This window comes from Streptomyces sp. NPDC003379 (assembly GCF_053589195.1).
Window position 1 is genome coordinate 119,516 of sequence record NZ_JBSFRK010000022.1, and the last position, 14,307, is coordinate 133,822.

Consider the following 14,307-nt stretch of genomic DNA (forward strand, 5'->3'; position numbering starts at 1 on the left):
GTGATCCGTGACCCCGCCTTCCTGGACCTGCCCGTACGCGACGCGCTGCCCGCCCTCCGTTCCGCTCTGGAGGGGCCGGGCAGCGCGGTGCTGTGTGCGCCGCCCGGCACGGGCAAGACGACGCTGGTGCCGCTGGCCCTCGCTGGCCTGATCGAGGCGCCTGGCGCCTTTCAGGGCGTACGTCGTGTCGTCGTCGCCGAGCCGCGGCGCATCGCCGCTCGGGCCGCCGCGCGGCGGATGGCGTGGCTGCTCGGCGAGAAGGTGGGCGGGAGCGTCGGCTACACCGTGCGCGGGGAGCGGGTGGTGGGTCCCCACGCGCGCGTGGAGGTCGTCACGACGGGCGTCCTGCTCCAGCGGCTGCAACGGGACCAGGAGCTGACCGGCGTGGACGTCGTCATCATCGACGAGTGCCATGAACGGCATCTGGACGCGGACACGGTGGCGGCCTTCCTGGTGGACGTACGGGCGGCGCTGCGGCCCGATCTGCGGCTCGTGGCCGCGTCCGCGACGACCGACGCCGAGGGGTGGGCGCGCGTCCTCGGGGGCGCGCCCGTGGTCGAGGCGCGGGGAACCGCGCACCCCGTTCAGGTGGTGTGGGCGCCCCCCGCGCGTGAGGTGCGGCCGCCGCACGGCATGCGGGTCGATCCGGTGCTCCTGACACATGTGGCGTCGGTGGTGCGGCGGGCGCTGGCCGAGCGGGACGGTGACGTCCTGTGCTTCCTGCCGGGGGTCGGCGAGATCGCTCGGGTGGCCGGACAGCTGGGGGGCCTCGGGGACCTTGAGGTGCTTCAGGTGCACGGGCGGGCGCCGGCCGCCGTGCAGGACGCGGTCCTCACCGGGTCGCCGGGGCGGCGCGTCGTGCTCGCCACGTCGGTGGCCGAGTCGTCGTTGACGGTGCCCGGCGTGCGGGTGGTCGTGGACTCGGGCCTCGCGCGCGAGCCGCGGGTCGACCATGCGCGGGGCCTGAGCGCGCTGGCGACGGTGCGGGCCTCGCAGGCGGCGGGGCGGCAGCGGGCGGGGCGGGCCGGGCGTGAGGCGCCGGGGGCCGTGTACCGGTGCTGGGCGGAGGCGGAGGACGGGCGGCTGCCGCGTTTTCCCGCTCCGGAGATCAAGGTGGCGGACCTCGCCGCGTTCGCCTTGCAGGCGGCGTGCTGGGGCGATCCTGACGCCTCCGGGCTCGCCCTCCTCGATCCGCCGCCGGGCGGCGCGATGGCGGCGGCGCGGGATGTCCTGACGGCGGTCGGGGCGGTGGAGGCCGCCACGGGGCGGGTGACGCGGCGGGGAACGCGGATGTCGCGGGTGGGTCTGCATCCTCGCCTGGCGCGCGCCCTGCTGGACGCGGTGCCTCGCGTGGGCGCGCGGCGGGCGGCGGAGGTGGTCGCCCTCCTGAGCGAGGAGCCGCCGCGGGAGTACGGGGACGACCTCGCCGCGGCGTGGCGGGCCGCTCGGCGGGGCGGGGACGCGTATGCGGCGCGGTGGCGCACGGAGACACGGCGCTTGGCTTCGGCGGCGGACGCCCCCGCGGGGAGGGGTGCCCCGGGCTCCGCGCCCGCGCCTTCGGCGCCGGATGACGTGCAGGAGCGGGGGGCCGGAGTCGTCGCCGCCCTCGCGTTTCCCGAGCGGGTGGCTCGGGCGGTTGGCGGAGGGACGTATCTCATGGCCAACGGGACGCGCGCCGAGCTTCGGCCGGGCTCCGCGTTGACGGGGGCCGAGTGGATCGCCGTGGCCGTGGCGGACCGTCCCGTGGGCGCCGGGCACGCGCGCGTACTGCTGGGCGCGCAGATCGACGAGGACATCGCGCGGAGCGCCGCCGCGCCGCTGCACGCGGAGCGCGACGAAGTGGCGTGGTCCGGTGGCGATCTGGTGGCGAGGCACGTCGAGAGCCTCGGGGCCGTGGAGTTGGCGGTGCGCCCCTTGAAGGACGCCGACCCCGTCCTCGTACGAGAAGGGTTGCTCACGGGGTTGCGTGAGGAAGGTACCGGGTTGCTGAAGTGGTCCCGGGGGGCGCGGGAGCTGCGCGAGCGGCTGGCGTTTGTGCACCGGCACCTGGGGGCGCCCTGGCCGGACGTGTCGGAGGACGCCCTCCACGCGCGCGTGGACGAATGGCTGGAGCCGGAGCTGTCCAGGGCGCGGCGCCGGTCCGACCTGGGCCGCGTCGACGCGGGGCAGGCGCTCGCGCGGCTCCTGCCGTGGGCCACCGGCGAGGCCGCGCGCCTCGACGGGCTGGCCCCGGAACGGCTGGAGGTGCCGAGCGGGTCCAAGGTGCGGGTCGACTACTCCGACCCCGAGCAGCCCGTCCTCGCGGTGAAGCTCCAGGAGATGTTCGGCCTCGCCGAGACACCGCGGATCGCGGCCGGCGGCGTGCCCGTACTCGTGCATCTGCTGTCCCCGGCGGGACGCCCCGCCGCCGTCACCGCCGACCTCGCGTCCTTCTGGCGCGAGGGGTACCGCGCGGTGCGGGCGGAACTGCGCGGCCGCTACCCGAGGCATCCGTGGCCGGAGGACCCCGCGACGGCCGAACCGACCCGGTACACCAAGGCCCGCCAGGCGCGACGGGACGCGGGCACCCGGACCACGGGCTAGGCGTCGACCGGTGCCGGTTCGGGGTCGTTCGTGGCCTTCGGCTCGCGGTCCCCGGGCCTGCGTCCGCGCGCCTCCAGCCACAGGGAGAGCGCGAGCAGGAGCAGGCCGAGGACGAGGAAGCCCCAGGGGAGGTAGGAGGTCAGCAGGAGCACCAGGAGCCGCTGGGACGTGACCAGGTCGACGGTGCTCTCGATGTAGTCCTCGCGCATCTTCACGTGCCCGGCGAAGACCGTGACCTTGTCGCGTCCGCCGAGGAGCGTGCCGCCGCGCAGTTCGTTCTTCTGGATCTCCTCGCCGTAGACGGGGGCCCCGGTGGTCGGCTCGACCCAGAACTTGCGGACCGTGGTGTACCAGCGGGTGGTGCCGGTCTCGGCGAGGGACTTGGGCGTGATGCCCTTGACCGGCATCGTCTTGGGGAAGGGCACCTTCGTCCAGGGGATGGTCTGCTCGAAGTAGTAGACCCGCACGCCGCGGAACGTCCGTGTGCCCTTGTAGTGGATGGGTTTGGCGACGCGGGCCTGCGCGTCGAAGTACTCGTAGTCCCGCTTCTCCGTGAGGAAGGGCCACTTGAACTCGATGCCCTCGCGCTTGACCGGGTCCCCGTCGACCGACTCGCCGGTGGCGTGCACCGGTTCCTGGCTGTGCGCGTCGAAGATGTAGCGCTCGGGAACCTTGGAGACCATCTTGCCCTCGGAGTCCTGGACGTAGGAGAGCGCGTCCCAGACGACGACGTCACGGTCGGCGCTCTTCTCGATCTTCTCCGAGGCCTCCACGTTGCCCTTGAGGGTCTGCACGATGGTGACCTTGTCGACTTTCTCGGCCTTCATCGAGCCGTAGTCGATGAGGGTGGGGTTCTTCGCCTCCAGGACCGCTTCCTGGTACTGGCTCGGCGGGATCTTCGCGAGGCGCGGGAAGGCGTACCAGCGCATGAGCGGGGACATGGCCGTGAAGAACACGGCGAAGGCGAGCAGGACGAGGCTTGCCTTGCGGCGCATCGCGGCGACCCTCCCTACGTCTACGGGTGCTTGGGGACAGTGGTGAGCAGCGGCTTGGGAGACGTCTCGCCGGGTGGGGCGCCGATCGCCGTGACCGTCAAAACCAGGGCGAGCGCGACGGTGAGACCGGCGGCGGCGGCGATGAGGGCACGCATGCGGGGCCTTTCGGGTCGGCTTGCGGCCGCAACTGATAGGGCGTCAGGGCGGGCACCGTAGCAACGCGGGGGCGAGATGAGAACACGTCGCACAACACAGGACCGCCCCCGCGCCGTGGGTGGCGCGGGGGCGGTCCTGTGAGCTCTGGAGGGCGGGGCGGGCGGGTGGTCAGGCCGCCGAGGTGGTGGGGGCCGTCGGGGTGGCCGGGGTGGTGGTGCCCGGGTTGGCCGGGGCGGTGGTGCCCGGGTTGGCCGGGGCGGTCACCTTCAGCTCGACGGTGACGGTGGCGCCGCCGGTCGTGACGACGCGCAGCAGATACGTGCCCGCCGCGTCGTCCGCGTACAGCCGCGGCAGCTTCAACAGGCCGTTCGCGTCGGTCTTCAGGCCCTTGAGGACGCGGACCGCCTTGCCGTTCGCGTCCTTGAAGTAGGGGCCCTTGTCGTTGGCCGTGCTGTCCGCCGCCGACTTGACCAGGGTGGCGGTGGCCGCGACGCCGTCGGCCGCCTCGCCCTTGTATGTCGCCCTGACCTCGACCCGGTCGGTGAACTCCTTGCCCGCCTCGCAGGTCAGCGGCTTGTCGCTGGTCCGGGCGAGGGCGTCCGCCTGGCGCTCGGCGACCTTGGCGGTGTAGTCGAGGCCCGTCAGCTTGCGGCCCACGACCGTGGCGCGCACGGTGAACGAGCCCGTCGTCTCGCCCGCCTTGAGCACCGGAGCGGTGGCCCTGCCCAAGGCGTTCGTGGTGACGACAGCGCTCCTCGCGCCGCCGTCGAAGCGGGCGTCCGTGTCACCGACGACCCTGAACTTCACCTTGACCTTGGCGACGGCCGCGCCCGACTTGGACTCCGTACGCACCTGAACGCGCCCGGCGAAGGCGTCCCCGGCCGTCGCGGCCAGCGGGCCGGTGCCGGCGTCCGCCAGGCGGGCGACCCGCTCGGCGGGCGTGGGGGGCGTGGGGTCGGGCGTCTCGTCGCCGTTGCCCGGCGGCCTGCTGGGGCCGGTGCCGCCGCCGTTGCCGGGATTGCCGTTGTCTGCGGGGGGCGTGTGGGTGCCGGTCATGTCGATGTTGCCGGGCTTCTTCGAGGGCGAACCGGAGCCGCCCGGCGTCAGGCTGGGGCTCCGGTAGCGGTTGTCGCTGCGGTCGCCCGGCAGGACGCCCTTGCCGTCCGGGACCTCGTGGGTGCCCTTGCGGTAGTACTCCAGCCACGACAGGACCGTGTTCAGGTACTCCGTCGAGCGGTTGTAGCTGAGAATCGCCTTGTGCAGGTCGGCCTCGACCGACAGGTCACGGTCGTTGGCGCAGAGGTAGTGGCCCGCGGCGAGCGCCGCGTCGTAGATGTTGTTCGGGTCCTTGCGGCCGTCGTTGTTGCCGTCCTGGCCCGAGCCCGCCCACGTCGACGGAATGAACTGCATGGGCCCGACCGCGCGGTCATGCGTCGTGTCGCCGTCGTACGCGCCCTTGTCGGTATCGGTGATCTTCGCGAAGCCGTCGCCGTTCAGCGGCGGGCCGAGGATCTGCTTGGGCGTCGTCGTGCCGTTCGCGTCGACGCGGCCGCCGCTGGCGTGGCCCGACTCGACCTTGCCGATGGCGGCGAGCAGCTGCCAGGGGAGGTTGCAGCCGGGCTTGGCGTCGGCGAGGGCGGTCTCGGCCTTCTTGTACGCGTCCAGGACGGTGGCCGGCACGCCCGCCTCGGCGTCCTTGTCACCGCCGTTGGGCGCGGTCGGCGGGACAGGGCTGTGGAGGGGCGGCAGGTCGGTGTAGTAGGGCGAGTCGCCGGTCGCGGAGTCACCCGCCGACGGGGTGTCCGCCGCTCCCGCCGTCCACTCGTCGCGTGGGACGTCCGTCACGCCCGGGGCCTGCGAAGCGGCGAGCGCCGCCACCGCCGCCGCGGCCACCGCGCTGGTCACCGCTCCCCTGCGCAGCCGCCTGCCGAATACCGGCGCCATGACCGAGCCACCCCTCCCCTTTTGAAGACTGTTGTGCGCCGGCCCCGCCTCCGTACACGCTTGTCTTCGTACGTGCGTGCTCTCCGGGGGGACGGCTCTGGCGACACTACGACAACTTGCCGCGCCCAGGCACCCGTTCGTGCCCGGTTCTTACCGGTTGGCCTGGACCCGCGACAGACCTGTTACGCCGAGGGGTCGTCCCGCGCCCCGAAGAGGCGCGGGGAACCGCGCACACCCCACCGCCACCCGGCCTGGGAGGGCTAGTGCGCCGCGGATTCCCAGTCCGCCCCCACCCCCACCGACACATCCAGCGGCGCGCGCAGGGACACCGCACCCGCCATCTCCCTGCGGACCAGCTCCTCCACCTTCGCCCGCTCGCCCGGAGCGATCTCCAGGACGATTTCGTCGTGGACCTGGAGCAGCATGCGGGAGTCGAGCCTCGCCTCGGTGAGCGCCCGGTGAACATTCAGCATGGCGATCTTCACGATGTCCGCGGCCGTGCCCTGGATCGGGGCGTTCAGCGCCATCCGCTCGGCCATCTCGCGGCGCTGGCGGTTGTCGCTGTTGAGGTCGGGAAGATAGCGGCGGCGGCCCAGCATCGTCTCCGTGTAGCCCGTGGCGCGGGCCTCGTCGACCGCGCGGCGCAGATAGTCGCGCACGCCGCCGAACCGCTCGAAGTAGGTGTCCATCAGGGCGCGCGCCTCGCCCGCCTCGATGTTCAGCTGCTGGGAGAGGCCGAACGCCGACAGGCCGTACGCCAAGCCGTACGACATGGCCTTGATCTTGCGCCGCATCTCCGCGTCGACGTGCGAGCGCTCCACGGAGAACACCTGCGAGGCGACGGTGGTGTGCAGGTCCTCGCCGGACGTGAACGCCTCCAGGAGGCCCTCGTCCTCGGAGAGGTGCGCCATCACACGCAGCTCGATCTGGCTGTAGTCCGCGGTCATCAGCGATTCGAAGCCTTCGCCGACGACGAAGCCGCGGCGGATCGCCCTGCCCTCGTCCGTGCGGACCGGGATGTTCTGGAGGTTCGGGTCGGTCGAGGAGAGACGGCCCGTGGCGGCCACCGTCTGGTTGAACGTCGTGTGGATGCGGCCGTCCGCGGCGATCGACTTGATCAGGCCCTCGACCGTGACGCGGAGCTTCGCCTGCTCGCGGTGGCGGAGCATGACGACCGGCAGCTCGTTCTCCGTCTGGGCGGCGAGCCAGGCCAGCGCGTCGGCGTCCGTGGTGTAACCGGTCTTCGTCTTCTTCGTCTTGGGGAGGTTCAGCTCACCGAAGAGGACTTCCTGGAGCTGCTTGGGCGAACCGAGGTTGAACTCGTGCCCCGCCGCGGCGTGCGCCTCCTTCACGGCCTGCTGCACGGCGCCCGCGAACTGCTGCTCCATCGCCTCCAGATGGGCGCGGTCGGCCGCGATGCCGTGCCGCTCCAGGCGCGCGAGGAGCGTGGACGTCGGCAGTTCGACATCCTGCAGCAGGTCGCTCGCGCGGACCTCGCGCAGCTTCTCACCGAAGGCCGTCCCCAGGTCCAGGACGGTGCGGGCCTGCGACATCAAATGGTCGGCCTCGGCCCGGTCGTCCTCCTCCGTACCGAAGGCGAGCTGTCCGTCGGCGGCGGAGGCGGGCGCCAGCTCACGGCCCAGATACTCCAGGGACAGGGCGTCCAGGGCGAAGGAGCGGCGGCCAGGCTTGACCAGGTAGGCGGCCAGGGCGGTGTCCATGGTGACGCCGTCCACGGCCCAGCCGTGCTCGGGGAAGACCCGCATCACGGCCTTGGCGTTATGCATCACCTTCGGCTTCTTCGGGTCGGCGATCCACGCCGCGAACGCGTTCTCGTCGGCCTCGTCGACCGCGGCCGGGTCGAACCAGGCGGCCGCTCCCCCGGCCGCGGCGAGCGCGACCTCCGTGACGGTGCCCGAGCCGAGCTGCCAGGTGTCGACCGTGGCGACACCGAGGATCGCCTTGCCGTGCTCGGCCAGCCACGGGGCGAGCTCACCCGCGCCCAGGACCGCGCCGTCCAGCTCGACGCCCGGCGCGGCCGGGGTCTGCTCGGCCTCCTCGGCGCCCGGGTCGACGGCCAGAAGACGCTCGCGCAGCGAGGGATTACGGATCTCCAGGGTGTCCAGGACCATGGCGAGCGCCGTGCGGTCGTACGGAGCGCGCTCCAGGTCGGCGACCGTCCTGGGCAGCTCCACGTCACGCACCATCTCGGTGAGGCGGCGGTTGAGCTTGACCGCGTCCAGGTGGTCGCGGAAATTCTGCCCGGCCTTGCCCTTGACCTCCTCGGCACGCTCGACGAGGTCGGCGAACGAACCGAACTGGTTGATCCACTTCGCGGCGGTCTTCTCGCCGACACCGGGAATGCCGGGGAGGTTGTCCGACGGGTCGCCGCGCAGCGCCGCGAAGTCGGGGTACTGGCTGGGCGTCAGGCCGTACTTCTCCACGACCTTCTCCGGCGTGAAGCGCGTCAGCTCCGAGACGCCCTTCGTCGGATAGAGCACCGTCACATGGTCGGTGATCAGCTGGAAGGAGTCGCGGTCCCCCGTAACGATCAGCACGTCAAAACCGGCTGCCTCCGCCTGCGTGGCCAGCGTCGCGATGACGTCGTCCGCCTCGAAGCCGTCGACGGCGAAACGCACCGCGTGCATCGCGTCGAGCATCTCGCCGATCAGCTCCACCTGACCCTTGAACTCGTCCGGGGTCTTGGAGCGATTCGCCTTGTAGTCCGCGAACTCCTGGGAGCGCCACGTCTTGCGCGACACGTCGAACGCCACCGCGAAGTGCGTGGGCGCCTCGTCACGCAGGGTGTTCGCCAGCATCGACGCGAAGCCGTAGATCGCGTTCGTCGGCTGCCCCGTCGCGGTCGTGAAATTCTCCGCGGGCAGCGCGAAGAACGCCCGGTACGCCAGGGAGTGCCCGTCCATGAGGAGCAGGCGCGGGCGCTGCTCGCCACCCGCCCCGCCGGCCTTGGTCGCCGCGGTCTCGGACTTCTTCTTCGCTGCTGTTTCTGCCACGTCCCCGATCCTGCCACGCCCCACTGACAGTCCCGTCCCGTCCCGCCCCTGCGCCCGGCATTGTCACCGGCGCGTGGGAGGATCGGAGACGTAGCTCACGCACGTGCTCGAAGGGGAGCCGACCATGGCAAGCAAGCCGCCCAAGGGCGATCCGGTCCAGGACGCGCCGCAGGTCGACCAGGTGCAGCACGCGGCGGCGGGGCTGCCCGCCATCGGCCACACCCTGAAGATCGCACAGCGGCAGATGGGCGTGCGCCGCACCGCGCTGACCCTGCTGCGCGTCAATCAGAAGGACGGCTTCGACTGCCCCGGCTGCGCCTGGCCCGAGCCGGACCACCGCCACAAGGCGGAGTTCTGCGAGAACGGCGCGAAGGCGGTCGCCGAGGAAGCCACGCTCCGCCGCGTCACCCCCGACTTCTTCGCCGCCCACCCCGTCGCCGACCTCGCCACCCGCAGCGGGTACTGGCTGGGCCAGCAGGGCCGCCTCACCCACCCCATGTACCTGGCGGAGGGCGCCGAGCGCTACGAACGCGTCTCCTGGGAGCGGGCCTTCGACATCGTCGCCGAGGAGCTCGCCGCCCTGGACTCCCCGGACGAGTCCGTCTTCTACACCTCGGGACGCACCAGCAACGAAGCGGCGTTCCTCTACCAGCTGTTCGCCCGCGAGCTGGGCACGAACAACCTCCCCGACTGCTCGAACATGTGCCATGAGTCGTCCGGCTCCGCGCTGACCGAGACGATCGGCATCGGCAAGGGCAGCGTCCTGCTCGAAGACCTCTACCAGTCCGACCTGATCATCGTCGCCGGACAGAACCCCGGCACCAACCACCCGCGCATGCTCTCCGCCCTGGAGAAGGCCAAGAACAACGGCGCGAAGATCATCACGGTCAATCCGCTGCCCGAAGCGGGCATGGAGCGCTTCAAGAACCCGCAGACCCCCCAGGGCATGCTCAAGGGCACCGCCCTCACCGACCTCTTCCTCCAGATCCGCCTCGGCGGCGACCAGGCCCTCTTCCGCCTCCTCAACAAGCTCATCCTCCAGACGGACGGCGCGGTCGACGAGACGTTCGTACGCGAACACACCCACGGATACGAGGAGTTCGTCACCGCCGCGCGGGACGCCGACTGGGACGAGACCCTGAAGGCCACGGGCCTCGACCGCACCCGCATCGAGGAGGCACTGCGCATGGTGCTCGCCTCCAAGCGCACCGTCGTGTGCTGGGCGATGGGCCTCACCCAGCACAAGCACTCGGTGCCGACCATCCGCGAGGTCGTCAACTTCCTGCTGCTGCGCGGCAACATCGGCCGCCCCGGCGCGGGCGTCTGCCCCGTGCGCGGCCACTCGAACGTGCAGGGTGACCGCACGATGGGCATCTTCGAGCGGCCCGCGCCCGCCTTCCTCGACGCCCTGGAGAAGGAGTTCGGCTTCGCGCCGCCCCGCCACCACGGCCTGGACGTCGTGCGCGCCATCCGCGCCCTGCGCGACGGCGAGGCGAAGGTGTTCTTCGCCATGGGCGGCAACTTCGTGGCGGCCTCCCCCGACACCGAGGTGACCGAGGCGGCGATGCGCAAGGCGCGCCTGACCGTGCACGTCTCCACGAAGCTGAACCGCTCGCACACCGTCACGGGCGCGCGCGCCCTGATCCTGCCCACCCTCGGCCGCACCGAACGCGACCTCCAGGGCGGCAGTGAGCAGTTCGTGACCGTCGAGGACTCCATGGGCATGGTGCACGCCTCCCGCGGACGCCTGGAGCCCGCGAGCGACCAGCTGCTCTCCGAGCCCGCCATCGTGTGCCGCCTCGCGCGCCGCGTCCTCGGCGGCGCCTCCCGCACCCCCTGGGAGGAGTTCGAGAAGGACTACGCCACCGTGCGCGACCGCATCGCGCGCGTCGTGCCCGGCTTCGAGGACTTCAACGCGCGCGTGGCGCACCCCGGCGGCTTCACCCTGCCGCACGCCCCGCGCGACGAGCGCCGCTTCCCCACCGCCACCGGCAAGGCCAACTTCACGACCGCCCCCGTCGAGTACCCGGCCGTCCCGAAGGGACGGCTGCTGCTGCAGACCCTGCGCTCCCACGACCAGTACAACACCACCATCTACGGCCTCGACGACCGCTACCGCGGCATCAGGAACGGCCGCCGCGTCGTCCTGGTCAACCCGGACGACGCCCGGGAACTGGGCCTGGCCGACGGGACGTACGCCGACCTGGTCAGCGAGTGGCGGGACGGCGTGGAGCGCCGCGCGCCCGGCTTCCGCGTCGTGCACTACCCGACGGCCCGGGGCTGCGCGGCCGCGTACTACCCCGAGACCAACGTCCTGGTGCCCCTGGACGCCACCGCGGACACCAGCAACACCCCTGCCAGCAAGTCCGTCGTCGTACGCCTGGAACAATCAGCGACCGACTGAGCGTTTGCTCAGCGAAGGCAGTGACAGGTAGCCGCCACAGGCAGCGACAGGTGTCGACGTCGAACGAACGGAGCCGGACCCCATGGGCGAGCAGCACAGCGTGAAGTTCCCGCAAGAGGTCATCGACGAGTACGCCTCGCTCGGTGTCGATCTGCCCTCCCTGTTCTCGGCGGGCCACCTCGGCACCCGCATGGGCGTACAGATCGTGGAGGCCTCGGCGGAGCGCGTCGTCGGCACCATGCCGGTCGAGGGCAACACCCAGCCGTACGGCCTGCTGCACGGCGGCGCCTCCGCGGTGCTCGCCGAGACCCTCGGCTCCGTCGGCGCGATGCTGCACGGCGGCATCGACAAGCTGGCCGTCGGCGTCGACCTGAACTGCACGCACCACCGCGGCGCCCGCTCCGGCCTGGTCACCGGCGTGGCGACGCCCGTGCACCGGGGCCGCTCCACGGCGACGTACGAGATCGTGATCAGCGACGAGCAGGGCAAGCGGGTGTGCAGTGCGCGCCTGACGTGCATGCTGCGGGACGCCCCCAGGGACGGCGCGACCGGCTGATCCCCCCACGGAGGGCGGGCGCACACACATTGTCGGGGCGTGCGGCTCCGGTCTAGCGTCGGCACATGAGGCACCGGATACGGCTCTGTGCGCTCGCCCTCACCCTCACCCTTCCGCCGGCCCTCGGCACGGGCTGCGGCGACCCCGCCCCCGACCCCAAGAGCGCCACCGCCAGCGCCACCTCTCCCGCCGACCTCTGCACCGCGATCATCACCAAGTGGGCGCGGCAGATCTACGAGTCGGGAGACTCAGGCGGCTCAGACGGCTCAGGCGGCTCGGCCTACGGCGACTACCAGTCGATGGGTCTGTCGAACGGGCAGTACCTGATCCTGCGCGACATCCTGGACGCCGCACGCGCCGAGCGCAGACGCGAAACGGCCACCGCCGGGCGCGAGTTGATCACGCGGCAGGCGCGCGAGCGGTGCGCCGAGCGCTACCGCGGCGGCGGGCCGAGCGACGGGCCGTGGGTGTGAACGCCATCGGCCCGGTCGAGCCGGGCGAGGACACCTACGACCACGAGAGCGCCACCCGCGAGCCGGTACGGCCGCCCACCCCGCGCCGGCTCCGCCACCGTCGTACGGCGATCGCCGCCGCCACGGCGGCGGTGCTGGGCACGGCCGGAGTGACCCTCTACCTGACCCGCCCGGAGCCGCCGCCCGAGCCGCCCCCGCCCTGGCCGTCGCAGAGCGTGTCGGTGACGTACACGGGCGAGATGTCCCGCCCGCGGGCCGGGGAGCGGACGTTCACTTTCGCTGTCAGGTTCACCCAGGAGTCGGGGCCCCCGGTGACCGTCCGCCGGGTCGCCCAGCCCTCGGCGGCGCTTTCGCTGGGCACATCCCCTGGCACCCCATTCACGGTGAAAACGGGAAAACCCCGGAAGTTGATCATCACGATGCACATTCGCGAATGTGGAGAAGTGCCACGGAATGCCGGACTCCCTTTCCTCGAAGTAACACTGCGTAATGCGCGTGCAAAGGCGAGACAGAGTTACATCCTCGGTCCGGAATACGCGAATGATCTTTCCGGAGCGCTGACCGCCGCATGCCCACGAACACGCGTGTCATGAGCCAAACACCATGACACTCCTGCCACTTGTCCTGGAGATTCTCAGCATGCGGATACGCCGAGATCCACCGAACAAGGTCAGATTCGGCCTCAACCGCCCCCTGCGTTCCAGCCCGGAATACTCCGTGGCATAACAAGAGCGTCACAGCCTTGGTCCGACCACTCCACCAGGCACAAAGGCGCCCTTAGAGTCACGGCCAGTCACCGCGCCCACCGGATTCCCCTCAGTTCGGTTCCGCGCTCGACTCGGCATCCCAACAAGGGACAGCCGTGCCAGGGGAAAGGACTGATCGTGCGTCAACGTTCGCTCATAGCCATCACCGCCGCACTCACCGCCGGGGCTCTCACCCTCACCGCCTGTGGCTCACGCGACGACAACAAGAAGGAAGACCCCGGCGGCGGCACCACCGTGGTCATCGGCGTCGACGCGCCACTGACCGGTGACCTCTCCGCGCTCGGCCTCGGCATCCGCAACTCCGTCGAGCTCGCCGTCAAACAGGCCAACGCCAAGGAGTACGTCGACGGCATCACCTTCAAGATGCAGTCGGCCGACGACCAGGGCCAGCCCTCCTCCGGCCAGACGAACGCCACCAAGTTCGTCGCCAACAAGGAGCTCCTCGGCGCCGTCGGCCCCCTGAACTCCTCCGTCGGCGAATCCATGCAGAAAGTCTTCGACGACGCCAAACTCGTCCAGGTCTCCCCCGCCAACACCAACCCGGCCATGACCCAGGGCCCGGACTGGAACGGCGGCAAGAAGGTCCGCCCCTACAAGGCCTACTTCCGTACCGCCACCACGGACGCCATCCAGGGCCCCTTCGCCGCGCAGTACCTGTACAACACGGCCAAGAAGAAAAAGGTCTTCGTCGTCGACGACAAGAAGACCTACGGCGCCGGCCTCGCCGCCACCTTCAAGGACGAGTTCACCAAGCTCGGCGGCAAAGTCGCGGGCACCGAACACGTCAACCCCGACACCAAGGACTTCGGCGCCGTCGCCACCAAGATCCGCAACTCCGACGCCGACGTCGTCTACTACGGCGGCGAATACCCCGCCGCCGGCCCCCTCAGCAAGCAGATGAAGAAAGCCGGAGCCAAGATCCCCCTCGTCGGCGGCGACGGCATCTACAGCGCCGACTACATCAAACTCGCCGGCAAGGACGGCAAGGGCGACTACGCCACCTCCGTCGGCCAGCCCGTAGAAAAGCTGCCCTCCGCCAAGGAGTTCATCGCCAACTACGAGAAAGCCGGCTACAAGGACGCCTACGAGGCCTACGGCGGCTACTCCTACGACTCCGCCTGGGCCATCATCGAAGCCGTCAAGAAGGTCGTCGACGACAACGACGGCGAACTGCCCTCCGACGCCCGCGCCAAGATCGTCGACGCCATGCAGGACGTCTCCTTCGACGGCGTGACCGGCAAGGTCTCCTTCGACGAATACGGCGACGCCACCAACAAGCAGCTCACGGTCTACCAGGTCAAGGACACCACCGACCCGACCAAGGGCTGGAAGCCCGTCAAGTCCGGCACCTACACCGGCTGACCCACCACCCGCAGCACGACACCGCCGCGCGGGGCGCTGCCCGACAGCGCCCC

At 71.2% G+C, this 14,307-nt stretch carries 10 protein-coding genes; 5 read left to right on the forward strand and 5 right to left on the reverse strand.

Annotated elements, in window-relative coordinates; translation table 11 throughout:
- A complete protein-coding gene (gene hrpB, locus ACWDVB_RS22870; RefSeq protein WP_451519879.1) occupies positions 1 to 2,583 on the forward strand; it encodes an ATP-dependent helicase HrpB in 2,583 nt (860 codons plus the stop codon).
- Here the strand turns inward: hrpB and ACWDVB_RS22875 are convergent.
- The 4 genes from ACWDVB_RS22875 to polA all read right to left on the reverse strand — a co-directional run bounded on the left by ACWDVB_RS22875 (position 2,580) and on the right by polA (position 8,602).
- Positions 2,580 to 3,578, reverse strand: a complete 999-nt coding sequence (locus ACWDVB_RS22875; RefSeq protein WP_451519878.1) for a DUF3068 domain-containing protein — start codon at positions 3,576 to 3,578, stop codon at positions 2,580 to 2,582. The two genes, hrpB and ACWDVB_RS22875, sit on opposite strands and share 4 nt — an antisense overlap.
- Positions 3,579 to 3,598: 20 nt before the next feature.
- Entirely contained in the window at positions 3,599 to 3,733 is a 135-nt protein-coding gene (locus ACWDVB_RS22880) for an SPW_0924 family protein (protein ID WP_451519877.1), read from the reverse strand.
- A 169-nt stretch (positions 3,734 to 3,902) separates the two neighbouring features.
- Positions 3,903 to 5,678 carry a lytic transglycosylase domain-containing protein gene (locus ACWDVB_RS22885; protein WP_451519888.1) on the reverse strand — a complete coding sequence of 592 codons (1,776 nt, stop codon included), beginning with the start codon at positions 5,676 to 5,678 and terminating at the stop codon, positions 3,903 to 3,905.
- A 260-nt stretch (positions 5,679 to 5,938) separates the two neighbouring features.
- Entirely contained in the window at positions 5,939 to 8,602 is a 2,664-nt protein-coding gene (gene polA / locus ACWDVB_RS22890; RefSeq protein ID WP_451519894.1) for a DNA polymerase I, read from the reverse strand.
- Positions 8,603 to 8,816: 214 nt separating this feature from the next.
- On the opposite strand from polA, the gene ACWDVB_RS22895 reads away from it, so the two are divergent.
- From ACWDVB_RS22895 to ACWDVB_RS22905, 3 genes are all read left to right on the forward strand, one after another.
- Positions 8,817 to 11,096, forward strand: a complete 2,280-nt coding sequence (locus ACWDVB_RS22895) for an FdhF/YdeP family oxidoreductase (RefSeq protein ID WP_451519889.1) — start codon at positions 8,817 to 8,819, stop codon at positions 11,094 to 11,096.
- An 82-nt stretch (positions 11,097 to 11,178) separates the two neighbouring features.
- Positions 11,179 to 11,652: a PaaI family thioesterase gene (locus ACWDVB_RS22900; protein WP_451519890.1), complete on the forward strand. Its 474-nt coding sequence runs from the start codon at positions 11,179 to 11,181 to the stop codon at positions 11,650 to 11,652.
- A 65-nt stretch (positions 11,653 to 11,717) separates the two neighbouring features.
- Complete coding sequence (locus tag ACWDVB_RS22905; RefSeq protein WP_451519891.1) at positions 11,718 to 12,125, forward strand: hypothetical protein; 408 nt, start codon at positions 11,718 to 11,720, stop codon at positions 12,123 to 12,125.
- A gap of 157 nt (positions 12,126 to 12,282) precedes the next feature.
- On the opposite strand, the gene ACWDVB_RS22910 is transcribed toward ACWDVB_RS22905, so the two are convergent.
- Complete coding sequence (locus ACWDVB_RS22910; RefSeq protein WP_451519892.1) at positions 12,283 to 12,486, reverse strand: hypothetical protein; 204 nt, start codon at positions 12,484 to 12,486, stop codon at positions 12,283 to 12,285.
- A 523-nt stretch (positions 12,487 to 13,009) separates the two neighbouring features.
- Between ACWDVB_RS22910 and ACWDVB_RS22915 the strand changes: the two genes are divergently transcribed.
- Entirely contained in the window at positions 13,010 to 14,254 is a 1,245-nt protein-coding gene (locus ACWDVB_RS22915) for a branched-chain amino acid ABC transporter substrate-binding protein (protein ID WP_451519893.1), read from the forward strand.
- The last annotated feature ends 53 nt before the right edge of the window (positions 14,255 to 14,307 follow it).